The organism is Oceanisphaera sp. IT1-181 (assembly GCF_033807535.1).
Taxonomy (GTDB): Bacteria; Pseudomonadota; Gammaproteobacteria; order Enterobacterales; family Aeromonadaceae; genus Oceanimonas.
The window spans coordinates 1,568,745-1,593,039 of record NZ_CP136856.1 but is presented as its reverse complement, the minus strand read 5'-3'; the positions used below and the strand labels follow the sequence as shown (position 1 = coordinate 1,593,039).

At 49.4% G+C, this 24,295-nt stretch carries 15 protein-coding genes; 1 reads left to right on the top strand and 14 read right to left on the bottom strand.

Features of this window, described 5'->3' with window-relative positions:
• Positions 1 to 755 precede the first annotated feature (755 nt).
• A complete protein-coding gene (locus tag R0134_RS07220) occupies positions 756 to 2,225 on the bottom strand; it encodes a phospholipase D-like domain-containing protein (protein ID WP_319784123.1) in 1,470 nt (489 codons plus the stop codon).
• 195 nt (positions 2,226 to 2,420) lie between these two features.
• On the opposite strand from R0134_RS07220, the gene R0134_RS07215 reads away from it, so the two are divergent.
• Entirely contained in the window at positions 2,421 to 3,710 is a 1,290-nt protein-coding gene (locus tag R0134_RS07215; protein ID WP_319784122.1) for a DUF2254 domain-containing protein, read from the top strand.
• A 442-nt stretch (positions 3,711 to 4,152) separates the two neighbouring features.
• Here R0134_RS07215 and merF read toward each other — a convergent pair whose 3' ends face one another.
• The 13 genes from merF to R0134_RS07150 all read right to left on the bottom strand — a co-directional run bounded on the left by merF (position 4,153) and on the right by R0134_RS07150 (position 24,134).
• Complete coding sequence (gene merF, locus R0134_RS07210) at positions 4,153 to 4,365, bottom strand: mercury resistance system transport protein MerF (RefSeq protein WP_319784321.1); 213 nt, start codon at positions 4,363 to 4,365, stop codon at positions 4,153 to 4,155.
• An 8-nt stretch (positions 4,366 to 4,373) separates the two neighbouring features.
• Positions 4,374 to 4,580 (bottom strand): GDCCVxC domain-containing (seleno)protein, encoded by a 207-nt coding sequence (locus R0134_RS07205; protein WP_319784121.1) that lies wholly within the window; start codon positions 4,578 to 4,580, stop codon positions 4,374 to 4,376.
• A gap of 160 nt (positions 4,581 to 4,740) precedes the next feature.
• Positions 4,741 to 5,094, bottom strand: a complete 354-nt coding sequence (locus R0134_RS07200) for a DOPA 4,5-dioxygenase family protein (protein ID WP_319784120.1) — start codon at positions 5,092 to 5,094, stop codon at positions 4,741 to 4,743.
• A 222-nt stretch (positions 5,095 to 5,316) separates the two neighbouring features.
• Positions 5,317 to 6,579: a hypothetical protein gene (locus tag R0134_RS07195; protein WP_319784119.1), complete on the bottom strand. Its 1,263-nt coding sequence runs from the start codon at positions 6,577 to 6,579 to the stop codon at positions 5,317 to 5,319.
• Between the two features lie 74 nt (positions 6,580 to 6,653).
• Positions 6,654 to 7,238: a hypothetical protein gene (locus tag R0134_RS07190; protein WP_319784118.1), complete on the bottom strand. Its 585-nt coding sequence runs from the start codon at positions 7,236 to 7,238 to the stop codon at positions 6,654 to 6,656.
• Positions 7,239 to 7,322: 84 nt separating this feature from the next.
• Positions 7,323 to 8,327 (bottom strand): hypothetical protein, encoded by a 1,005-nt coding sequence (locus R0134_RS07185; RefSeq protein WP_319784117.1) that lies wholly within the window; start codon positions 8,325 to 8,327, stop codon positions 7,323 to 7,325.
• A gap of 556 nt (positions 8,328 to 8,883) precedes the next feature.
• Positions 8,884 to 9,513 carry a hypothetical protein gene (locus tag R0134_RS07180; protein WP_319784116.1) on the bottom strand — a complete coding sequence of 210 codons (630 nt, stop codon included), beginning with the start codon at positions 9,511 to 9,513 and terminating at the stop codon, positions 8,884 to 8,886.
• Between the two features lie 54 nt (positions 9,514 to 9,567).
• Complete coding sequence (locus R0134_RS07175; protein ID WP_319784115.1) at positions 9,568 to 9,699, bottom strand: hypothetical protein; 132 nt, start codon at positions 9,697 to 9,699, stop codon at positions 9,568 to 9,570.
• Positions 9,700 to 9,888: 189 nt separating this feature from the next.
• The gene (locus R0134_RS07170) at positions 9,889 to 11,022 is read right to left on the bottom strand and encodes an ISAs1 family transposase (RefSeq protein ID WP_319781770.1); all 1,134 of its coding nucleotides are present in this window, start codon (positions 11,020 to 11,022) and stop codon (positions 9,889 to 9,891) included.
• Positions 11,023 to 11,295: 273 nt separating this feature from the next.
• On the bottom strand, positions 11,296 to 11,724 hold the full coding sequence (locus tag R0134_RS07165; protein ID WP_319784114.1) for a hypothetical protein: 429 nt from the start codon (positions 11,722 to 11,724) through the stop codon (positions 11,296 to 11,298).
• An 89-nt stretch (positions 11,725 to 11,813) separates the two neighbouring features.
• On the bottom strand, positions 11,814 to 13,496 hold the full coding sequence (locus R0134_RS07160; protein WP_319784113.1) for an ATP-dependent nuclease: 1,683 nt from the start codon (positions 13,494 to 13,496) through the stop codon (positions 11,814 to 11,816).
• Between the two features lie 1,039 nt (positions 13,497 to 14,535).
• Positions 14,536 to 23,061, bottom strand: coding sequence for a GH36-type glycosyl hydrolase domain-containing protein (locus tag R0134_RS07155; RefSeq protein ID WP_319784112.1), 8,526 nt, complete (start codon positions 23,059 to 23,061; stop codon positions 14,536 to 14,538).
• A complete protein-coding gene (locus R0134_RS07150) occupies positions 23,058 to 24,134 on the bottom strand; it encodes a universal stress protein (RefSeq protein WP_319784111.1) in 1,077 nt (358 codons plus the stop codon). The genes R0134_RS07155 and R0134_RS07150 overlap by 4 nt, the downstream gene beginning before the upstream one ends.
• Positions 24,135 to 24,295 lie beyond the last annotated feature (161 nt).

The window sequence follows — 24,295 nt, the reverse complement described above, 5'->3', positions numbered from 1 at the left end:
AAGCGAGCCAACGGGGCCTTTAAACATATTCATAAACTCTTGGGTGATGTTGAGCCACGTTTCCTGTGAGATATTTAATCGCTCCAATATCTGCCTGCTACTGGCTTGAATTGCACCGTGCATATCATTACGCAGTATGCGACCGGTATCATCCACGAGGCGGAGGTAATCTTGCAGTTCAAACACCAAGCCTTTAGGCAGTGCGTGACATCCAATAGGTCTATAAAATAGTGCTCAATGTCTTCGCCGTTAGCAAACCGTTGAGTAAGTAACGTACCGCCAAACACTTGGTGCCACTGTTTTACCACCTCTATGTCGGACCAGGCCTGTGCCTTTTCTGCATCTACTTTCAATACCACATGAAGGTGATTAGACATTACCGCGAAAGCTGCAATATCAATGGCAAACACCTACGCCAAAAGCAGCAAGCGCTTCTCTATCCAGTCACGGCGGTGTTCGAAACATTGACCCCTATTGATGAGGAAAGTGTACGGATCTGCACCACATAAAAATGCCCTTCTTACCGTACGACTGATGCAATGGTAAAAAGGCGTATCTTCCAAGCTTACTTGAGTTGAACGTGGTATCGGCATCGTAGCCTCCTCAATACATCAAACTCGAATCTTTCAAGTTAAGATACCTCAAGGAAATCAAACCAATTCACATGGGTGGCTCGTTAATTAGGACGGGTAAGGGTTCCCTAATTTGGGACCAGGACGACAGGGCTTTGGCTATTAAAAGTGCTTTGAACCCTTTCATTCATTTTTTATTTTATCCCAAATGCGTCGATGTAACCGTCTGCTTCCGCTAAGGCTCTCGCATTGCTGCTGATCCTCGCCTACTGGATCAAGTAAGTTCTGAGAAGCCACATATGCCGCTAATTCGTCATTATCCTCCTGCTCGAAAGGTCGAAGCGAACGCCCTGTTCCCCTCAACGTTTCGATAGCGGCGATCATCTTACCTTTGCCGAGCAGGAGGCGATGTACCTCTTCGATGGGGGTGTTGAGATGTTCGGCAATTAAACCAGCACGGATTTCGCTGATCTTCATCTCTAAACTCTGGCCGCTGTTGGCACTTGCATCAATCGCTACGTCGCACTCGCTATCAAATCCAAGCGAGCGGTTGTTCATATTTGAGGATCCGACGCGAATGATTCGGTCGTCTACAATCATGAGTTTAGCGTGCACGTAAACAGGGGTACCGCCTTCAGTAAAAGGATGATAAATACGAAACCGCTGGTGTGCATCTGTCGTGGCCAACATCGCTACCAACTGGCTACGCGCCGTATCCATCGCAACCTTTTCAAGCCAACCGTCCGCGGCCTGCGGCATAATAATAACAAACTCTGGTGGGTCTTCCTCCTGAAGACGGCGAGCGATGGCGGCCGCGATAGTTCTTGATGCGAAGTACTGGTTTTCGACGTAAACGAAATTTTTCGCTGTCGCTATCATATCGAGAAACAGAGCCTCATTTTCTCTAATCGATTGCAGGTCACGAAACTCTCCGCGAGTTCGCGCTATCGCGACTTTGACAGACTCGAAGTCGGACGGTTTTCGCAAAGGCCAATGCGGCGTATTCTCGACTTTTGGTAAAGGCTTTCCGGTGGCCCGCTCCCACCGCTCTGAGGCCAGATCGTGCAATCGGCTCGCGGCGGGTCCGCTCAGTGCCATCGAAATGTCATGCCAAGGTTCTGAAGGTTTGCCGTCCGGCGCGACCCGTCGAGGATCGTTCTCCAGGTGTTCGCGTGTATCCCATCTTCCGCTGGTGACATCTATGCCTCCGCAAAAAGCCATACCACCATCGATTATCACGAGTTTTTGATGATGGCTCGCGCCAATTGGATGCATCCCGTCAAACTTAATTCTTAAACGATTGCTAAACATCCAACGCACTATGGTGAAGATCATTCGTCCGCGAAGCAGAATCTTTAAGGCGCCAAAGTTCCATTTCAAAATATAAATGCGTAGGGCTTTATTCCTTTTGAGCAGACGAACAATGAAAGCGCGGAGGCTTTCTGATCCGTTTCCACCTTGTAAACTGACCCTAGTGTCGAAATCCCAACCGATAAATACAACTTGGTGCTTAGCAGCCAATAACGCTTCTTGAAGGTCAGCGAAATATTCCTCGCCATCTATGATAACCGATACATGATCTGCAAGTTCTACCGCTGCGCAGTTTACCCCTGGCTGAAAAATGGAGAGACGGGCAATTGAGTTAGACGACATGAAAGGACCTTCCGTTGGTGACTTGCTACTACAATATAGTCCACGAAAGAACTACATTTGAAGCTGATTGCGAAATCAAAAAAGTTACCAGGCCAGAGTTGTTGTCCTCGAGCCAATCAAGTAGGGCATCGCCTACGAATTTTAGAATAAAGACGGCGACCCACCACACAGCAAAGCCCAGTTGGAGTGCTCAAGATGATCCGTAATAAAATCAAGTTCACGATTCAAAATTTGCAGGAAAAGCTTTGGATTAAGCCACTCGGCTATGCATTCCTGGCTGTGCTTGCGGTATTTGTGTCACATTTTGCGGATGGTTTGCCGATCCAGAACACGGTTCCCGACATCAGCATCGAAACCATCGAAAAATTATTGACCGTCATTTCGGCTAGCATGTTAGGCGTTGCTACGTTCGCGGTGGCTTCAATGGTATCAGCCTATGCATCAGCAGGAGGTAGCGCGACGCCGAGAGCATTTTCCTTGATTATTTCAGATGGCTTATCACAGACGGCCCTGTCCAGCTTCATAGGGGCATTCATTTTCAGCATCGTTGGGATTATCGCGATCAAGATCGGCTATTTTGCTGTCGCCGGACGCTTTGTAATTTTTCTCCTTACAATTTCTATTTTTGCTTGGGTCGTCGTCACGTTTGTTCGCTGGGTCGACAATATCGCTCGTCTCGGACGCATGGGTAACACCATAGAAAAGGTCGATGCGGCAACGCGTGAAGCTTTTCAGCTCTGGCCTCGCAGCGCTCCATTGGGAGGACAGCCCGCGGATAAAATCCCGGAGGGCGGTATAGACCTCTTCTCGGAACAGCTTGGTTTCATTCGCCAAATTGACACGGGTCGGTTGAGTCAATGGGCCAAGGACAACGACGCCTTCATCTACCTTCAAAGCTTGCCCGGTGCCTTCATACATCCGCAGCGCAAATTGCTGACAGTGCAATCCGCATCTGCCAATACGGAGCTGGATATGTCTGACCTCCTTGGGGCTTTCGACCTTGGCGATCGCCGCACATTTGGCAATGACCCGCGCTTTGGACTGATCGCGATGTCCGAGATTGGCTCAAGGGCACTTTCACCTGGGATCAATGATCCAGGCACTGCCATCGATATTGTCATCAGAATGTCGCGAATAATTCGCGACTGGAATAGTTCGCAACCAGACGATGAACGCATAGAGCCGGAACTCGAACGAGTGTTTGTGACACCACTCGATGTGTACGATCTTCTTGAGGATGCATATGCGGCCATTTGCAGAGATGGAGTGGGCTCGGCCGAAGTTGGGATATGGATACAGAAATCACTCGGCTGGCTCGTTCAAACAGAAGACCCAGACCTGAGGAACGCAGCTTGCAAGTGGGCGCACCTCTCATTCAAACGCGCACAACAGGAAATAACATTCGAGCATGATCTGGAACGAGTAAGACATGCACATGAGGCGCTGGTAGAGCTGAGCTCCGCTCGAATAGCAACAACACGCTAACTGGAGTTGAAACCCAGAGCCGCGGATCAGAGTGATCATGTTAAAAGACCACGATGAGGATGGGCACGGTCCAAAATTTTAATTAGAAAACAGAACAACCAACGCCTATTTTTCATGCCACGGGTGGCTTTCAAAGCCATTTTGATATGGGTGGCCCATAAAACATTCACTAGCAGATTATTTCAAATGAGATCGTACAAAAAATGGCCCGCAGTGCGGGCCAGATACTTTTGCTGGGGGGATCAGACGGGGTGCAGCACCTTGGTAAACAGGGTGTCATTATTGAGATCCTTCAAGATCACGGTCATGGCTCGGCTTTCGGCGTCTATGTCCACTTGGCCAAAGAATTGCAACCCGGCCAAGGGGGACAGGTTTTGTTAAGCGGCGTGCGTAAGCACGTCCGGCGTGGGCCCTAAGGGCCGAAGCGAACTTGAACGACTGGTTATGTTGACTTACCGCGCCGGCGTCGAACAAACCCGATTACCAATATCACCAGAAACAAGGCGAGCATTGGCCAAAGCACGTAATCCAGGTAACCCACCAACGCTGAAAACCCAAGAACCGCGAACAACCAAACGAGAACTGGAGTGAAACAACAAAGTGCCGTAATCATGCTGCCAACTGCACCAATCTTTAATAACTTGCTTCCGCTCATCATAAATTTCAACAACACGACTGATCTAGTTGGATGGGTGGACACTGTGTGTCGCCGTAGGAGCAGAATACACAGCAATCACCATGCTTGGGTTTAAGCAGGACTTTGCAGTTTTTACATTCATAAAAATACTGGCAAGAATCCTCCGGCATAGTCTCCATCTCCCTGTGCCCGCAATCTGGACAGGTGATCTCTGACGTGAGTTTAGCTTTCATAATTCACCATACTCGATATCCGCTTTGCGCTAAAACATAACGCCGCTAACAACAGCAGATTTTTTGTTGTGATTTTTGTGCAGCAATGGCACAGCCATGCACAAAAAGCGCGACGAAAAGACTGTACAAGGAACGCAGCGACTGATGTTGCTTAGCTTTGTTAGGCACTAAACATTGATATATCAAGTTCAATGCTATCTCCTAGCCAATAAGCATAGATAGTATGATCTTTTAGGTCATTACCGGACAGAGCATGAATCAACACCGTAAGACCTTTTCTGTTTTGTTCAAGCCAAAGAACCAACTCATCAAAATCTTTAGCGCCAAAAGTAATTTGGCAGCTCCATTTTGGATGAGGGCCTACCAAGACCTCATGGATACGACCAACTCTAAGGTTAAATCGATCACCGGCTTCTTTACATAACTTTGAAGCAAACTCCAAAGTTTCTTGCTCAAAATACACATGGGCGTGATAAGCCCCATGAGAATTAACAGGCCGTTTAATCTCTTTCATTACCTCTCCTATATTGCATAACACCGCCAACACAGGCGAGCGTCAGCGAGTCCAGCCAGCTTGCTGGCGTTTGTGATTGGCCTTGTTATGAGTTTCAAGCAAACAACTAACATGGATGGCCTGTTAGCTTTTTAGCTCTTGTTAGCTGATACCGTAAACACAAGGCCCAACGATGGAATGAAAAATGCTATGCGTTGGGAATCACTCTTAAATTGTTTGTTATTAATTTTTATTTCTCATGAAATACTCATAGTTTAATAAGCACTTAATTAACTGATTTAGAGAATGCATTAAACGATACGAATCTAGTATTTTGCGTGTAAAACCTAAAAAGTAAATTTCGTTTGGCTTCTCTTGCTTCATCCCCTCCTGCCTAGGGAAGTACGTTACTTTTTGCAAAACTTCGTCATATTCAGCTTTATAGTGTGCAACCGCATTTCTCAACTGATTATCAGCGACACTCTTTGAGATAGGTAGCCAAGTATCATCAATGTATTCTAGTTTCTTACCAAATGGCTTATTAGCAAAGTCGTTTAGATTTTTAATCTTCTCATCTGAGAATTTATTGTGGTCACTGCGTTTTAATAAATTATTAACACCTGCTACGAGCACAACTTGTCTAGATATTATCTCTGAAATGTCTTTATAAAGATCTTTATAATTCTTAAATTCACGTGAAGACACACGATAAGGAACTTGTTCACTTCCATCGACATAATCTTTGTCGTAGTCTAAAAATAGTGCTGGTCTTAGGGCTAATTCTAGCTCCAATATTCTAGGATAAATCTCAAAGCAATCCTCTTGAAGATTGAAAATAAATTTAGAATCAACTATTTCTTTAACGAATAAGTCCATGATACTTTTGTCTTTTGAGACAATATCATTGAACTTAGTAAGGTACAGGCTGACATCTTCAGCATTAGATGTTGGAGTTGAAAACGGATAAAAAACTTTCGCAATAACACAATACATCATCATATTAGTGTCACAGTCTTTAAACGATTTAGCAGGTTCAGCAAACTCTCTCTCTGCAAGATCAGAAAGCACTTTGTTTCTTTTTCTCTTGTATAAGTTGACCAGACGTTCAATAACTTCATGTTTCTTGTACAGCTGGTTCAATGAGTCCAATCTAAAGTTGTGGATTTGGAAATTTTCACGTCCAATACGACCAATAGCCCTAAGAAAAGGAGTCTGCCCCATTACATAGGGCTCAAACGACACTGGGAAATCAATATGCAAGTCAATAAATGGGTTTTCACCAGTGAAATGCCCATCCAATGGATGACTTTCTGCGCCGTACATCTTGGGCTGCTTACCCTGTTCAACAGTTACTTCAATTCCAGATCCACAAGATGGGCAAGCAAACCTAAAAGGCTGGACATCTCGGTTAGACATACCAAAACGGCAATCAACTAACCCTCCACAGGTTGTACATTTTAATCTTTCATTAAAGTTCACTAATTGCACCTTACCTAAAAATTTCATAACGCTCGCATTTGCGGCTAGTTTGGAGCGCAGCGGAAAATCAGTCCGCCAACATGCGCTTGTTAGGTTTACTTTTATATCCCGTCATATTCTATACCAATACCCGACCTTAATTGCTCGACTCGGAGTTTGAATAATTGTTCAAAAGAATTCCGTACCCATTGCGCTGCAATTGAATGGTACGACATGTCTTGATCTGTAACTTGGATATCATAGTAAGTCTTTGGATGTGTTAGCTTATCCTTGGCATGTTTTGCTCGAAGAAAATCTTGAAAATCCTCACCGCTTGTTTCCAAGCGATAATCATCTATTTTCCAAATCTTTAACGCCAATTTAAATGTTCTTTTAAGATTATCTTCAAGACCAATACGAGGTTCACCTTCTCTGTTGATAGATAGAGAGCCAATGACTTTCTTCTCTTTTTCTGTGAGCTCTACTGTACAAAATCCAGTCCTAAGATTTGATCTTAGCTCGACTTTAATAATTTCAATAACTGCCTCAATATAGGCAAATACACAACGTACTAGACAACGCCTCAAGTATTGAGATACACGATCATTCTCAAGCGATTTATATGCCTCAAGGATATCATTATTTAGCTCTTCAAGAAGATCGTGGCTTCTAATGAGCCCTTCACCGATTTCTGGTATTGCTGGCATAGTTCCTCCAACCTAACGCCGCGCTCTGCGGAAATTTAGGAGCGCCAGCGAGTAAATTTTCCGTAGCAGCGCCTTGTTAGATGATTAGTTAAACTCAAGCACTTTTACAACTTCGCTTTCTAATCGCTCCCTGAGAGTTTCAAGGGTGCCTTTTGTAAGGGCATTTACATTGTATTGATAGAAATGCCTTTTCACTATTTCATGGCTTCTATTCACCTTTTCAAGCCCAACCATTGAATATTCTGCAGAAAGTTTTGCTTCATCATGATTAGTATGAATTGCAATGCTTGTTGAGATTGCCTCTATGCTACCGGCAAGCTGGACAAGACCATGTTTATTTAATGAATTCCATGCGTAATAAGGAGAGTGCCTGATAGTTGAAACAAGACCAGCCATGTACATCGCCAACTTATTATGATCGATCTCAGTTTTATCTGTAGTTATGCTTTTAAGGTCATGGAAAAGATACCACTTAAATTCATCTACTATGCTGAAATCGAGAGGGTTTGTTATAGGTGAAAAAATATCGTTGTATATCCGAGTTGAAACTACAGGAGAATCAACTTTACCCGGAAAATCTTTGTGAAAATGATGAATAGCATCTGCATCACTAAACACTCTACATCCTTTACCTCGAGCTTCATGCTTTGCTGCGCGAGTTACGGCATCACCAAGAATAAATGAACCAAAAGATTCCTTGTCATTTGTTGGTATTATGACCTCACCGTAACTTAAACCGCCCCGGCATAACACACCAGAAAGAGTTAATTCCCACATCAGATCAGACGAAGCCAATAGGAGCTCACGGCTACTCTCAGACCAAACAAAAGCACAATCTGATAGCTGCGATATTTTTACATCGTATTTGAAATGAACGTTACGAAGCACCTCTCTAAATCGTTTAAGAGTCCATGCTGCAATAATCTGATTAGAGCTTGAAAGACCTTTGCTTCCATTTATTTCTACTTCATAGATAGAAGTATCTATTTTTTCATCAATTCCATTTAAATTTATTTCACCTTCAGTAAGCGCACTCATGCCAAGTATATCAATAAAAAATACTGCAGCCTCTTTCGTCTCAAACTTCATTAATTGGTTATCCTTCTCCGATTTTGATTTTCATCTAACGCCCAAATTACAGGCTAAGTAATGGTTGGCTAAAATTGTGCAGCGAAGCGAAACGTAGCCAACTGTTACGTGTCCTTGTTTATTTTCTTGTTAGAGTTCATGGTAATAGGAACGAAATTGGATAGATTAAGACGATCCAAATACCACTACAAACTACTGCCCCAACCATAGCAATAATCCGCATTAAAATATCATTATTCGATGTAATCTTATAGTGCCGTAAAATCAGCATAAAAAAAGAAACGGCAAATACTAAGCTGAATATCAGGTATAGCAAACCAGTAAGCTTTATAATTTCAACTTGGCCTATCAGAGCTGCGATAATTAAGATGGCACCAAGAATTAAAGTGCTAACCATCGAATACTTGGCAACATGTTTAAGAGTGATAACCGACTTCCTTGATGAAACGAACTCTAACGCCGCAAACAACAGCGCATAGGTTGGCGTTGTTTTTACTGGCTTTTTGTTTTAGCAAAAACGATGATAACCGTTTATGCGTCTGATTGATTTGCTTTGTTAGGCATTTTTTAAATTTACACTGATTTCTTTTGCAAAGTTTTCCATGGCATTAACAATTTCAAACAAGTAACTCTGTTTTATATTAAGGTGAACCCTTGCAAATTTTTCAGATTCTAAATATTCATTATTATCTATAATTTGGAAATGTTTTTTGTGAAGTTCTTCATCTAGATGCCCAGCATTGTGCGCAACTATATTCCTCAGATCTCGAGCTTCAATGATTCGTTGCCAGAACTCCGTTCCAGCAGGTACTTTTACAAGGGCAACTTTTGTTAAATATTTTCTAGCGCGTTCAATTCCTGCTCCATTGTAATCTTTCAATTTACAACAAAGGTCTTTTTCCAAGTACAAACTATGGCAGAACTGATTCAAATAATCTTCGAAAAGAGATACTAACATTACCAAATAGGACTGTTTCTGGTATTGAGGAAATATAGAATCAAAATGGGCACTAAGATCATTACGGTATTTGTACCTATCCCAACATGTTGCTTCGTCAGTTTCTAAATCAGACTCATTATATTTGATAGACTCTTCTTTCCAGTGACGATCAGATAACTCGATGAAGACACGAATTTTATCTAAATCATATAAAAAGTATGGCGTAACCTGATCTGACTTTTTCAAAACGCCTCCAAATTAGAAATAGCTGATGTCTAACGCCGCCAACACAGGCGAGCGTCAGCGAGTCCAGCCAGCTTGCTGGCGTGTGTGATTGGCCTTGTTATGAGTTTTAAGTAACAGCCAAGAACTCACTTTGGACTCTGTGGTTAAACGCAGCGCTTTACCGTTGGCCAATAGTGAATGATGCATGCTGAATCTTCAACGAGATGCCAAGCTGAGATTTCAAAGGTTGAAACTCAAGGCCGAGTACTTTGCCTGGCTCTCCCGCAGACGATGTCGGTGTTACCCCAGGGTGAGAGCGTGAACATATTGTTCTTAGCATACTAAGTTAGTCGTGTATAAAAAATAATCAATTTTGTATAGTGAGGTCATCTTTGTTTATTTTTTGCCCAACACAGTAAATCCAGCAACTAATATTTTATCCAAGTAAGCACAACTCATACTCGCCATTTTTTGCTTTCGACGAACACTGGCTTTCCTTGATGTCTCAGAGCGTATCATGTTGAGTGCTAAGTGACGGATGCTCGCCAGCACTTCAGCCCCATTCTCACGGTAAATGGGGCAGGCATCTTCTTTCATTGACACATCCAACACCCAATGCAGGCTATTTTCGATACCCCAATGCCCACGGACTGCCTTGCCGAAACGGATACTATCGAGCTCTGCTGAGCTGATATAGTAACGATACTCAAGCGAGGATTTACCTGATTTTTCACGACGATAGCCAATAGCCACCCCGATAGTTTTTAGGCCTTTCCAGTCAGGAAACTGGTGCGCTAAATCGCCTGCTGGCAATACATGATATTCTCGGATCTCAGTACGACCGTGCCCCTGCTCAATGTTGATCTTATCGGGGTTTGTGGAGACAGCTATGCTCGCTGATAGGGTTGTTCGCACCGCTTTAAACAACAACTCTTGATTACCTTTTACTGCCAGTAAATAGTCGCCACCTTGGTTGATAATAGTCTTGGCAATGTTGGTCTGACAGCCCATGGCATCAATAGAAATCAAGCATCCCTTGATATCCAACAACTTGAGCAGCGCTGGAATAGCGGTAATTTCGTTCGACTTGGCATTGGTTTTTAATTGGCCCATGACCACGCCATTAGCGGAGGAAAAAGCGCTGACCATATGGATGGTCGATTGTCTATTCTCTCTATCGTAAGAGCCGCGTAGTACCTTGCCATCAATGGCGATAAGCTCACCATCAGTACGGTGTGTTATCGACTGAACCCAGCGAATAAAGCATTGCTGAAACTGAACGGGATCGAGGCGGGAAATCACCCTAGCGATAGTATCGTGAACTGGCACTCCCTCTGGAAATAAGCCCTTTTTTTGAAACCAATTCAGGTGAGCACTCCCAAAGTCTTCGATGTCTTCCCAACCCTCAGCACCAGCGATGACAGCACAAATGGTGAGGAACAATACATCGAATAGCGGATAGATAATTTTGGCTGGTTGGCGAGGGTCGTCTATCTCACCAAAATACTGTGTAAAAGCATCCGTGTTCATCTAGGCTCTCCCAAAAGAGAGTATAAGATCACACTGAGGCGAGCAGGTCAAATATAGCTGAGTTGGCTAAAAAACGTTCGAGATCTTGCCCTGGGTGTTACCCTTTTACTCCCCGACTTCGGTTGCAAAAGACTCTGCTAACTGACTTCACAACTCGCTGACTAGATACTCATAACGCCTACTAAAGCGGAAAAATATAGTTGGCTAAAATGTTGAACGGAGTGAAAACAGCCAACTGTATTTTTTCCGTTTGAAGTTCTTGTTAGGTGCGAGTTAATACTTTGTAGCTTTTGTAAGATGAGCACCATTACCTTTAGTAATCTTTAATATTTCGCAGGTTATTCTATAAAATTTAGGCAATATGCCCGGAATATTTGTATATGAACCGTGATCATTTAAAGATCTTATATTAGGAAACTCATCCCAACGTTTGTTTTCTGTGATGTAATTATTTGCAGCTTTTTGAGTTTTGAAATTATGCTCACTATAAATAGCCATATAATTTTTTATTTGAACCATTTCAGGTTCGGATAGTCTGTATTCAACAAGTAAACTTTCGTAATCAAATGCTTTTATTTTTGCTTGTAACTCAGAAGATGTTTTGGATACATCACCAGCATGCTCAGCCAACCAATTATCCATAAAGTCAGGATCACTTGCAGAGCCACCGAACGCCTCACAAAAGTCTTGATAATCACTCATTATTATACTCCGAAATATGATGATGCCTAAAAGCACCTAACGCCCGCGTAATAGGCGCAAGCTTGCGAGCGTCCTAATTGACGCGTTTGTTATATTTTGGCTGGTATACCTTTTCGACTAACCAAAGATGCCCATTCATTAATACTGCTGATAAAGCTCCACACATCTCCATTTTCTGGCTTAACATAATTCTCAGAGTCTGGGTTTTCACCCATTTTTTCAAAAACCTCGACTAGCCATTTGGGGCCGTGTCCTGACGCACCTAACTGTTTGAGCCAACATTCGAGCTCCCCATTGGGCACTACAAAGAGTCCGTATTCTTTGAGCTGTCCAAGCAGGTTCTCCGCTGCTTCTCTTTCATCGTCTGGAAGTGCAGATATACCTCCCTGCTTCTTCATATCTATAGATAAATCATTAAACTTTTGTTTGATTGCCTGCCTGATAGTACCCAGCGGGGTTTGAGATATTTGAGGGACGAAACCACTACCCAAGAAGTTAGCCCATACCTGACCTCCTTCCTTCAATATATCTATATCAACAATAGCAATAGCTGGTATTCCTAGTTCTCGAAGCGGCCGTATTATTTGATGAACTGTTTGCTTATTCTGCGCATTAATGAATAAGCAATTAGAGATTCCTTTCTCTGGAGAGTATTTTAGCAACCGGTCGTTAATCTCTTGGTAGAAGGCTCTGTCAGCATCTGATTCTGTGACAATTACGGCCTCATAGAATAGCCCGTCTATAACACCAGTAGAGCGTAGCAAAGGATTACGCATTAACTGTAGTAGCTTTTCATCAGGCAGCAGTCTCGCCGTTGCCACCCCTTGTGAATAGGTTAACCTTACAATATTTATAGGGACGCCAGATTGAACACAACCCATAATAAAGTTAGAACTATGCGTTGAAACAAATATATTTTTATTTTGAGCGGACGCTGTAACAGATACTTCTTTACCAAGTTTGTATGAAAGTGATGGATGTAAAAAAGCTTCTGGCTCATCTATCATCAGCACCATTGGATCACCGGCTACAAGCTCAAGAATAATACCAGTAAATGCTTTTACTCCATCACTTAAATCATCAATTTTTTTTGCTTTACTATGAAATTCAACGGCATCTGCATGAACCCCTCTCTCCTGCATTTCGTTAGCAGGAGTTTCCTCAGATAATCTTACCTTTAATTTTCCTAAATCCGTTGGATCAATAACAAAATGAAGGCCAAAAGCATCATTAACTATTCTCCTAACCTCAGACCTTTTTTCATCATCCCTAAACAAAGCGCTTAAGCTGTTCTGGGGAGGACTTTGCAAGTTACCCCCATTCTGCTCTCTAACAAGTTGCATTCTGCCCTGGCCATCAAGTAGCAATGTATTAAACCTGAGAAACCACTGACAAAACCATTCACGGAAATGCCCTTCATTCGTCTTCCCCATCGTTTGAGTAAGATTTTCCTTTCTAATCTGTACGCGCTCTTGATAGTTACCAACAATCATATTGCCTTCTGGCAAAGATTCATTCTCATTAGGTTCTTTTTCCAAATGACTGAGCTTCTCGTAAAACCTGCCTTCATCCATGTCTTTTAGTACTGCTTCCTCGACAATAACCCCACGAGAATCAAGGTTCCCTTCACGACAAAAGTGATAAAGCTCCTTGAGGATTTTCGATTTTCCCGAATTATTTGGCCCGACAAATACTGTGATCGGAGTAACCGATAAATCTAAAAGCTCCTCAGTCGCTGCACTGCCAAATTTTAATTTAACGCTGTCGAACATCCCAAATTTCCTTGAAAAACATAACAGCTAATTCAACGATAAATGACATCTATGCAAAACGCTCTTATTTCACGAAGCATAAACATCACACTTAATATCCCCTAGTTATCAACAGCTTAAAGTATTACAAAAATGTCACTTTTGGAAATAAGCGTCAAATGTCGATTTTCACGCAAAGTGGCTGTTCGCTTATTCATTTTTAAGCATATCAACTATTCCATATTTTTCAGTGACTTGTAAGCTTTATAGAACAAATACTAACTCCTTCGGGGAGCTGTAAGCCATCAGCTTTAAGCGATCAACTAATAACTAACAGGTAACTCGGTGCTTAAGGAGAGGTAACAGATGTCTCCTCCCATGACCGTGACAATGCCAGGGATGGCATTTCCCGAGCCCCCATGGATGGGTTTATGGCGTGTCGCGGGAGGTGACTCTGTTTCCTCTTTATACCAACCTCAAATAGATAGCTTCTTTATACGCAAGGGAGGATTCGGTGTGCGAAGTCCTGTCGACGATGGTTTTTAGCGAGCCGGCAACAGGCTACCGCCGAGCCTTACAGGCGACTACTGCCTCATCTTCCTATAAGACAGCACCAGCGACAGGTACTTGGCTCAATTGAAGCTTCGCATTATAAGCAAGATGCGTGGCAAAATGAAACCTGGAAGTGGCTATTGCTTGTGATGCACCGCTGAGTTATGCACAAAAAGGCCAATTTAAGCATATTTAACTTAAGAGTCTATGGAGCTATGCGTGCAGAGTGCGGATCGCCATAACGGGACAGGAGTAATATAAATCAGCAGGGGAAGAGCGCGGAAAATATTAAGCTGAGATTAGATCGACGAGTGACAGAGCCTATTAATAGTAAGAGCCAAACCTAAAGCGAGATCCTGACGTGCGTCAGGAAGACGGCTTAAGAGATAACACCTAAGCCCACCCGTATATTCAGTCATTGTGTCGCCTTGTGTCGCCTTGTGTCGCCTGTCACTTTTGCTCAGGTCTATTCTCGGCTCGTCCGCTTCACTCTTCACCCTTCACGGCTTTAACCCGTTCTGCCCTCCGGCAACTTGCGCAAGCGAGCGGTCACCTGACGCTCTGTGCCATCGGTGGGAAAGGCCACGCTGTTGCCTGCTAGCCGCTGGCCGTCAACGGTAAGTTCAACTTGGCCGCTGCCGAGTTTTTCGGGATCCTCGATGCTAATAGCTAATACACCATTTGAGCCTTTGATACGCGCCGTAGCGCCACCCCAGTTAGTGGGCAAGCTGGGTGCTATTTTAACCGCCCCACCCTGCAAGGTGAGGCCGAGAATACCTTCGACGGCCAGTTGCCATGTCCAACCCGCCGCGCCCGTGTACCAGGTCCAACCTGCCTGCCCGGTGTTTGGCCCTGCACCCCGTATATCTGCAGCCAGTACATAGGGCTCACCGCGATACTGCTCGGCACCGTCAAGGTGATCGCTGCGGCGAATGGGATTGATCAGGTCAAAAATCTCGTAAGCTAAGTCTCCATTGCCCAGTCGTGCATGGGCCAAACCTAACCAGGCTGCCGCATGGGTGTACTGTCCGCCATTTTCTCGAACACCCGGCGGATAGGCGCGAATATAGCCAGGATCGCGCGGTGTTTGATCAAAGGGCGGCGTTAACAGCCGCACCAATCGTGCGTCGCGGTCAACCAAGCGTTCGGTGGCGGAGTTAACGGCGGTGGTCGCGCGCTCAGGCGAAAGCCCACCTGCCAGCACCGCCCAAGACTGGGAGATACTGTCAATCTGGCATTCATCGGAATCTTTCGAACCCCAGGGTAAACCGTCATCGTCGAAGGCACGGGCGTACCATTCACCGTCCCATCCTGCAGCATCCGCCGCTCGGCGCAGCTCGTCGGCGCGCGTACGCCAATATGTATCGAGATCAAAACGCTCCATCTCTCTGGCGAGATCGGCAAAGGCGTCGGCACAGGCCGCAGCGAACCAAGCCAGCCAGACACTTTCGCCCCGCCCCTCGTTGCCCACTCTATCCATGCCATCGTTCCAGTCGCCGGTGCCCATCAGCGGTAGCCCATGAATACCAGACGTAACAGCATAATTCAGTGCGCGACGGCAATGCTCAAACAGCGTGCCCGCCTCACCACCGGACTCAAACAGGGCGTATCGATCTTCCTCGCCCTCTGCTAAGGGTGGTGCCGACAGAAACGGCACTTTTTCAGCGAGAATGGATGTATCACCGGTCGCGGTAACGTAGCGCCCAGTGGCGTAAACCAGCCACAATAAGTCATCTGAAAAGCGCGTTTTTACTCCTCGCCCAGCTGGCGGGTGCCACCAGTGCAACACATCACCTTCTTCAAACTGGCGCGAGGCACATTCTAAAATATGAGCTCGCACCCGCTGCGGTTCGCTGAATAACAGCGCCAGCATGTCTTGCAGTTGGTCACGAAAACCAAAGGCGCCGCCCGCCTGCTGAAATCCCGCCCGCGCCAGAATACGCGAGGCAAGGTTCTGCTGGGTGAGCCAGCGATTAACCATCAGATCTAACCCCGGATCAGGCGTGCTGATCTGAACCCCATTGAGTCGCTGCTGCCAAGTTACGCCGTTGTCGGCCAGCCCAAGTTTGGCCGTTTCAAGGTTCGCCCAATGGGTTGCCAGGTCTGCTGCATCCGCCAAATCACGGCCTTCACCCAGCACGAACACCACTTCTTCGGTAGCGCCGGCGGCCAAATCAATGTGCACTTGGAATGCAGCGCACGCATCAGCAACGTTATCGAGCGCACCATCAAGGCTCCACTCTACTAGCCCTGCCGGTCGAGCCAAGTTTTGGTGCCGACCAAGAAACGCTTCGCGGTCGCAAGTTAAGCTATGGGGTGGTCGGCTGGCGGCGAGAAACGCCGTGCGCCCAGCGAATTCGGGATTCCAGTCATTGCGCGCAATCAGTGCTTGGCTTTGGGCATCAAAACCACACACCAAATGGGCTCCGGCCACGCTGGCCATTGAGCCTAATAGCCATTCGGCATAATACGTAACCGTAAACCGACGCCCGCGATCACCGGGATTGGTCAGAGTCAGTATTGCCAGTTTTACTGGGTCTGTGGGCGGCACAAACACTGTCAGTCGCTGTTCTAGCCCCTCACCGTTGCGCAGCCAAGTAGTGGCGCCTGCATGGTGCTGAATTTGGCAAGGCTCATCGCCACCGGCCGGCAATGGCGTGGGGCTCCAAATATCCGCCGTTTCTTCGTCACGCAGATAAAGCGCCTCGGTCTGCGGATCAAGCACAGGGTCGTTTGACCAAGGGGTAAGACGATGCTCACCGCTGTTAATGCCCCACGTAAAACCCAGCCCCGCTTCCGAAACCAAGGTGCCAAACCGCTCGTTTGCCAGTACGTTGCACCAAGGCGACGGTGTTACGCGTCCGCTATCAAGGTGGATCAGGTAGTCACCGCTTATGGGATTGAAACCGCCTAAGGAGTTGTCGAAAACGAGATCGTTGGGCCGCAACAAGGGTGTCGCTGGCAGCGGCGCTGGAGGTCGCACGCCAAGCGGTTGAAAACGAGGTAGCGGAGCCCGCCTCTGCCACGGCACCGCCATCGCCGTGGCCAGCGTTCCCGCTCTTGCGTCAAGCGACAGCCGAGCCGTGGCCTTAAGAGTACGACGTTCAACAGCACCCATCCGCTCAGACGCTAACAGATGAACACCGCCCTGCCCACCTAAGCCTTCAGGCACATTGGCTTCGCGAAGTGCGGCAAATAATAACTCGCGAACTGGCTCCTGATAACCCGAGGCACCTTCTTGCAAGAACACCAAATCCACCTTAAGGCCACACCGTTGCCACCATCGATAAGCCCGAATAATGATGGGTAATAGCGGCACATGGGTCTTATCTGCAACCCGCACCAACACCATCGGCAGATCGCCAGACAACCCCATGCTCCAAAGATGAGGCTGGGCAGGCAGCGCCGTGTCCGAGGCCACTAATAGAATCGGCAAGGATCGCGGGAACACCAAATAGCGGCACAACGCCTGCGCCTCAGCTAAAGTGCGCGAATCCAACCCGAGGCGCTGTGCCTCGAGTGCCGCCGTGCGCCGCGCGTCTTCAATGGCCCAGTCTACAGCTGGCCCAGTCGCAAAACGCTCGGCGATGTTAAGCACTTTTTCCCGTGAGTTGGCCACTACAGTCACAAAATCAAGCCGCACCTGCGCGCCGGGTGCCAAGGTAACCCGTGCCCGCAAGGCCATAATGGGGTCAAGCGTCCAGCCCGTTGTCCCATTTAGGGCCTGAGTCGCGCCCTGCGGCCGCGCTACGTTGCCATGGCGGCCGAGAAATCGCCGGCGGTCGGTCTCAAAGCCGCTGGGGCTAACCACAGCATTGGGGGTAACAGTGGCATCACAGCTCAGCAGACGGTGCAGCAGTACCGGCGGTTGATCGTCGAGCCGCCTAGATCGGCGCTCAAAGAGCAGCGCGTTTTTCTCATCCAGACGCTCACTGTGGATAAAGAGCTTACTAAAGGCCGGGTGCCGCTCATAAGCCGCCATGGGTGCCAGCACCACCTCTGCGTAGCTGGTCACCTCCAATTCCATCAGCCGGTCGCTGTCGTTGAAGAGCGTAACGCGGCGAAATTCCACATCATCGCTGGCCGCAATTGAGATTTCGAGGTTGGTCGATAGTCCCCCTCGGCGTTCGTGAAACTCAATCTTATGGCCGTGGTAACGGGTCTCTGAGGTTCGGTTTTCATCGTGTTTACCCAGCGACCAGACAGCACCGCTCTTGATCTCATTCTTGATTTCACTCTCTACCTCATTCTCGCGCTCGCTAATGTAGACTCGCGCCTCACCGCCGCGGCGAACGGGGTCGCCTGTCCAGCGGGTAATAGCTTGACCGCGCCACCACAACGCACTGTCGCCGGCATCGGTTACCCAAGCGGCCAACTTGCCGTTGCCCAACACCTGCAGCTGGGGACCGGACTGTTCCAATGCCGTCCAGCTTTGTAACACGGGTGTCGGAATGCGGCTAAAATCCGGGGCTAGGTCATCGGTCTCGGTTGGCTGTTCGGGTGGAAACTCCCACGGCACACGTTCCTGTAATAACAGCTCGGTGGCGCGCATGCGCGGCTCACGTCCTAAACGCTCGATCAAAATATTGTCGTGTAGCGCGTTGCCGATGGCGGCACTGATCATGCCTTGGTGATGGGCCATATAAGAGCGCACTATGGAGAGGCCACCGGCTATCGGTAAGCGCTGTGGCGTGAAATCGGCGGCTTCAAAAAACCCATAGCGATCCCGTAAGCCGAGCTTATCCAGACGGCGCAGATTGGAGGTAGCAGCAATGGGTGCTATACCTAGCGCCAGTGCACTGGCATAGGGTGCGACCACATAGTCCTCGGCCAATCCGTGCTTTAGACCAAGCCCTGGCACGCCAAACGCCTGATATTGATAGTGGTTCGACTCGTTGCGCGCGGCAAAACCCGATTCTGAGACTCCCCAAGGCAAGTCGAGCTTCTCGCCATAGCGCTGCTGCACGGCAACCGCGGCGCGCTCACTCTGACCAAGTAGCCTGCCAGCCTCGCTCGGCAATAGCAGCGCTGGCATCAGATATTCGAACATAGACCCGTTCCACGACAATATGGTCAGGGAACCCGCCGTGCGGCTGATCGGTCGCCCTAAATGGAACCAGTGCTTAATGGGTACGTCGCGCTTAGCGATGGCAAAATAACTGGCCAGCCGTGCCTCACTGGCCAATAGATCGTAATGGTGTATATCGAGATGGCCGGAGTCGAGATTGTGGCCAATAAAGAAGGTACTGGTTTCCTCGTCATAGAGCGGGTGAAAGTTCATGCCAAAGGCCCGCGTTTGTGCCCGCGTCGCGCACCGCTGCAAGCTGTCGTGCAGCTCTCGGCAAGCGATCTCTCCCTGATCGAGCGCCGCTGTCATCGCATCGAGCCAGTGTTGACTCTTCTCATCAATCGGCGCCAGTTGCGAAAGCACACCCCGTGGCAGATTAAGGCTGCTGGTTATCTCCGCCAGAGCAGCATCGGCTTGAGGCAGCGCATTAAGCAAGGTCAGCATTCCTTCTAGCTCCCTCGGCGCATCGTCGATCAGCGCGTGCCAAGGTGCCAGCGCATCAAGGTCACGACGCATGGTCATTAAGTGGTGATCGGTACGGTTGAGCCACAGATGAATTTCATGGGGCTCGGCTTCAATCCCGGCCTCCACTACTTGGGTGACGCGCAGTTTAAGCGCCAGCCAGTCAGTCGTGACAAGCTGCTCCAGCGCTGCGCGCCAATCTTGTGGGGTACTGCGAATGCTGGGCAGGCGATCGATGATCTCATCAAGCTGTTCGTAAATCGCGCCCTGTTCATCTTTAGGCAAAGCACAGACTGCCTCACGCAGCAGATGCAGCGCATCCTCAAGGCCGTCCCAGCGCGTTGCAGGCAGCACCGGACCGGTGGCGGCTTCTCGGCAGCCGGCGCTTAAGGTCAGCAAGCTGACCGCTAAATTACCGCTGTCGACCGTCGAGATATAGCGCGGCTCCAGCGACTCGAGTGTGAGCGTATCGAACCAATTGAGCGTATGACCGTCATGACTTTCCAACCGATCGAGCGCGTCCAGTGCGCCCGTCACGCGCGCAGCCAAGTCGCGCCGCCCAATGTGGCCTAAGTCCCACGCGGTCAGTGACGCCAAAAATAACATGCCCACGTTGGTCGGCGAGGAACGGTGGGCAATCTCTTCGTGAGGGGCGGCCTGATAATTATCGGCGGGCAGCCAATTATCGTCGGGGCCGGCAAAGGTTTCAAAGTACAACCAGGTGCGTCGCGCGATCAAACGCAGATAACCTCGGTCTTCTTCGCCGAGTATTTCTGCTACCGATTGCCGCTCGCGGCTAATAAGCCATGCCACCTGCGGAGAGATAAACCACAGCAACAACAGCGGTGCGGCGCCGGCCAAGGCCGTGGGGTTCAGCCAGCCTAAAGTGACGGCGATAATGCCTGACAACAACGGCGCAACCGCCATTTCACGCCAAGTGCCCAGCCATGTTTGTGAAACCTCTGTGGCAGCATGAGCCGCAGAGGTCCATTCCAGCAGGTATCGGTGCGAAACATGCATGCGCCACAAGGCGCGCGCAATCGCTTCAGTCGCGATCGCCGCTTCGTGGGCAAGGAAGACAACCGACAGTAACCAGCGCCCCGCATGGTCGGCCAGCGGATGCAATATGCTGCGCGTGGTGCCCGGCTTGCGTACTCGCGCCAAACGGGTAACTAAGTCGATAAATAGGTAAGCCGCTGGCGCGCCTACGGCCAGCGCCGTCCAGATCAGCGCGTGCCCCGGCAGTACCAGCCATCCGGCCGTGGCGAGCACCACCAGCATGGGAGCGATAAGGCTGCGACGCAGGTTATCCAGCACCTTCCAGCGGTCGAGCGCCGAAAATCGATTGGGAACACCTTCGCCATCCCGGCTCGGCACTGTGCCACATAACCAAGGAGTAAGCTGCCAGTCTCCACGGATCCAACGCAAGGCGCGCCGCGCATAGGAAAGGTAGTGGGTAGGAAAATCCTCGTAGAACACAATGTCGCTGGCGAGCGCAGCCCGCCCGTGAAGCCCTTCAAACAAATCGTGACTGAGGATGGCGTTTTCCGGCACGCGACCGTGAAGGCATTGGTGAAAGCCTGCTACGTCAAATGCCCCCTTACCGGTGAATATCCCCTCGCCAAACAAGTCCTGATAGACATCCGACACCGCACGACTGTAGATATCGATCGCCGTATCGCCGGAATAAAGACGGGTAAACAACGACCGACCACCCGCATGGGGTGAAATCTCGACTCTGGGCTGAATAAAAGTGTAACCACAGGTCGGTCGGCAAGTGTCCGAGTCAAACTCTACTCGGTTCAGTGGATGAGCCAGCGTACCGATTAATCGATTAATGTTATTGGACGGTACCCGAGTGTCTGCATCGAGTGTAACCACAAAGCGTGCTTGGCACAGGGTATCAATATCGCCCTCACGCAGCGCAAAAGCCGCGGGCTGATGGCCAAGCATGAAGCAGACCAGCTCTTCGAGCTTGCCCCGCTTACGTTCCCAGCCCATCCAGCGGCCTTCGGCCTTATTCCAGCAGCGCCGACGGTGCAGCAGCACGAACGGGGCATGCTCGGCGTAGCGTGCATTGAGGCGACGTACGCCGACAACCAATGCCGCTTCAATCGTTGCATCTTCTGGCTGGTGTTCTATCTCGGCGTCGGCAAGGTCGCTGAGCAGCGCCATGCGCACCTGCGGGTCCGGATTCGATAACCAGTGCATTTCCAGCCGTTCAATCAATGGCTCCACCTCGGCTGAATGACGCAAGATCACCGGCATCACCACTGCCGCTTCCCAGCCGGGCTGCAGACCCTGCTCAACGTCGAGTTTTGGCAGCACGCGCGGTGAAACGCAGCGACTCACGAGCCAGTGGGTGAAGGTGACGCCGATGATCATGGCCGGTGCGAGCGACAGCGCCAGCCCCGCCACCCAGGCCACCGCGCTGGCGTCCAACAGTGCAAACAGCAAGGCTGGAAAGAACAGCGCTGCCACGGTGAAACCTGCTAGTGCGAGCGCATAACTCCGGCCTGGGTGAGCCATCATCCGCCGGCGCCAACTTATCCGCCAGCTTGCGCGAAAGCCGACCTTGCGCTCAAGCTCTGCCCGCCCTTCTGCGACCAGCCAGTAACCCACATGCCCTGCGCGACGGGCACCCGCATGAGCATGCGCCAGCGCCAATGCAGCCGCGGCCACTTCCCATTCAGTGGCGGTTGCGTGGTCGGCAATTTGCTCGATAGTGTTGCGATAGCGGTCGCGCGTGTCGAAATCCATGGCCGAATAAACGTCGGCTGGATCATTCTGCAACAGGGTCTCGACTTGGCTCACTTGCTCAAAAAACGTCTTCCACGAGATAGTTGAAATCGCCACCAGCCCCGAGATGGCGCGGGAGAGACTTTCGGTGGGGTCTAGCGCCTGATGCAGTACTGAGCGCGGCATAAGTTCGAAAGGAGGGGCGAGTTCGGGTAACAGTTCGCAATAGGACTGAATGATCTCTTCCAAGCACACCAGACGCAGCATTGCCGGGAATGCCCACAGCTCAGCTATCGTCAACGGATCATCTTGTTGATAGGCATTGACGAACTCAACCGCGCCAGCGAAGCCGACCTGCACTTGTGCCACATCCAGCATGCCTTGCGCCAGTGCCAGCACCCGTGGCATGCCCTGGTAATGCGTTGCGGCGAGTCGCGGTAAGCGTCGATAAAACGCAGCAGGCATATCTTCACGCACTTGGCGCACGGCACGGCGCAACTGAAACTCGTTGTCCAGCATCCACTCCGCAGCCTTGGTCAAAGAGGCCGATGGCTTGATGCAATGTTCATGAGCTTGGTCCAACCAAGGAAGGAGCGCAGAGAGATTTTGCCAAGCGGCGACAGGCTCAGGCCGCCCTGCGACGATGCCATGATCGGCCCTCAGTGTCGCCGCGTCTCGTGCATATACGCTAGCGGGTACTGTGGTGTCTGCCAATGGTCTAGCGGACTGTTGCTTAGCAGCTTGGGGTTTAGCGGCTTGTGTCATACCATCCCCTGACCCGGCAGTCGCATATCCATGGCATGGCAAGATGTGCTGCGGGTTTTCACCAGATTTTGCTTGCGCTGTCGCATCAGTAACACCGGAGTATCCAGACGATTGATCAAGTAGTCGGCAACACTGCCCACGGCTATGTCTGCATGGCCACTCTTGCCTGCTGCAGAAAGTACCACCAGATCCGCCTGCTCTTCACTCGCCATATGGGCAAGCGTCCGGCGCGCATCGCCACTGGGCAATAAACGGGTGCCGATGGTCGGCGGAGCAGGTAGTCGAGTTCGTAGCCAATCGAGGTATTGCCGAGCAGCCTGTTCATTATGCCGGTGCAGCTGATCGCGCAAGGCGATGACTTGGGCGTTGAGCAAGTTTGACTCGATAAGCTCGACTTTGGGCGCCACATGAACCAGCACCACTTCGCCGCCATGAGAAGCCGCAATATCCAAGCCGAGGGGTAACACACATTCCGATCGGGACGAGCCATCTAGCGGCACCAGCACCTTGCGATAGCGAGCTTGGGTATTATCGGCCTGCAGCGTGGGCACCAACAGCACAGACGCATTAGCAACCTCGGCCACCCGGCGCGCCGTATCGCCTAACCCGACGAAAGGTGCGTCTCTTGCACCACCGCGACCGAGCACAATGAGGTCCGCCGCGTGGTCATGGGCCCAGGCGCTAATACGCTCAGCGGGCCGCCCTGCCACAATCACGGCATCCGTGTGAAGATCGCCACAGTGCAACATGCACTCATCCAGATACTCAACCGTATCATAGTGGCGCAGCGTCCACTCTACGGGATCCATGGGTTCCTGAGCGGCGGGATCCGCCGCCGACTCGATCACGTGTATCACCGTCATGCGGGCCCCAACGGCCTTGGCCACCGCCGCCGCATGGCTCAACACGGCGGCGGCAAAGGGCGCGCCATTGACACAAGCAAGCACATGGCGAAGTGTCGGTCGCTCGCAGGATTGGCTCCGCACCGTCCCTGTTGCTTGCGGCCTTGGCGGCTTAGATCCAGCCATGGTATTTGCGGCCTGAGTATTTGGGCCCATGCTATTTGCGATCATAGTATTGCTACCTCCTTGTAGAACACTGTCATCCTAATAGCGCACGCATTCTTATAGTGCGCTGTCCTTTTTGTGGTGCACGTTAGCCGATGTAACGCATTGGCATGTCACCTGAGCTAGCCGCCACAATCGCAGCGCGACCTACCCTCGGCGATACACAT

Coding starts and splice junctions, on each gene's coding strand:
- R0134_RS07200 (WP_319784120.1), bottom strand. CDS start 5,094: ATGAAAGAGATTAAACGGCCTGTTAATTCTCATGGGGCTTATCACGCC.
- R0134_RS07215 (WP_319784122.1), top strand. CDS start 2,421: ATGATCCGTAATAAAATCAAGTTCACGATTCAAAATTTGCAGGAAAAG.
- R0134_RS07195 (WP_319784119.1), bottom strand. CDS start 6,579: ATGAAATTTTTAGGTAAGGTGCAATTAGTGAACTTTAATGAAAGATTA.
- R0134_RS07160 (WP_319784113.1), bottom strand. CDS start 13,496: ATGTTCGACAGCGTTAAATTAAAATTTGGCAGTGCAGCGACTGAGGAG.
- R0134_RS07175 (WP_319784115.1), bottom strand. CDS start 9,699: ATGCATCATTCACTATTGGCCAACGGTAAAGCGCTGCGTTTAACCACA.
- R0134_RS07185 (WP_319784117.1), bottom strand. CDS start 8,327: ATGAAGTTTGAGACGAAAGAGGCTGCAGTATTTTTTATTGATATACTT.
- R0134_RS07205 (WP_319784121.1), bottom strand. CDS start 4,580: ATGAAAGCTAAACTCACGTCAGAGATCACCTGTCCAGATTGCGGGCAC.
- R0134_RS07155 (WP_319784112.1), bottom strand. CDS start 23,061: ATGACACAAGCCGCTAAACCCCAAGCTGCTAAGCAACAGTCCGCTAGA.
- R0134_RS07170 (WP_319781770.1), bottom strand. CDS start 11,022: ATGAACACGGATGCTTTTACACAGTATTTTGGTGAGATAGACGACCCT.
- R0134_RS07150 (WP_319784111.1), bottom strand. CDS start 24,134: ATGATCGCAAATAGCATGGGCCCAAATACTCAGGCCGCAAATACCATG.
- R0134_RS07190 (WP_319784118.1), bottom strand. CDS start 7,238: ATGCCAGCAATACCAGAAATCGGTGAAGGGCTCATTAGAAGCCACGAT.
- R0134_RS07165 (WP_319784114.1), bottom strand. CDS start 11,724: ATGAGTGATTATCAAGACTTTTGTGAGGCGTTCGGTGGCTCTGCAAGT.
- R0134_RS07220 (WP_319784123.1), bottom strand. CDS start 2,225: ATGTCGTCTAACTCAATTGCCCGTCTCTCCATTTTTCAGCCAGGGGTA.
- merF (WP_319784321.1), bottom strand. CDS start 4,365: ATGAGCGGAAGCAAGTTATTAAAGATTGGTGCAGTTGGCAGCATGATT.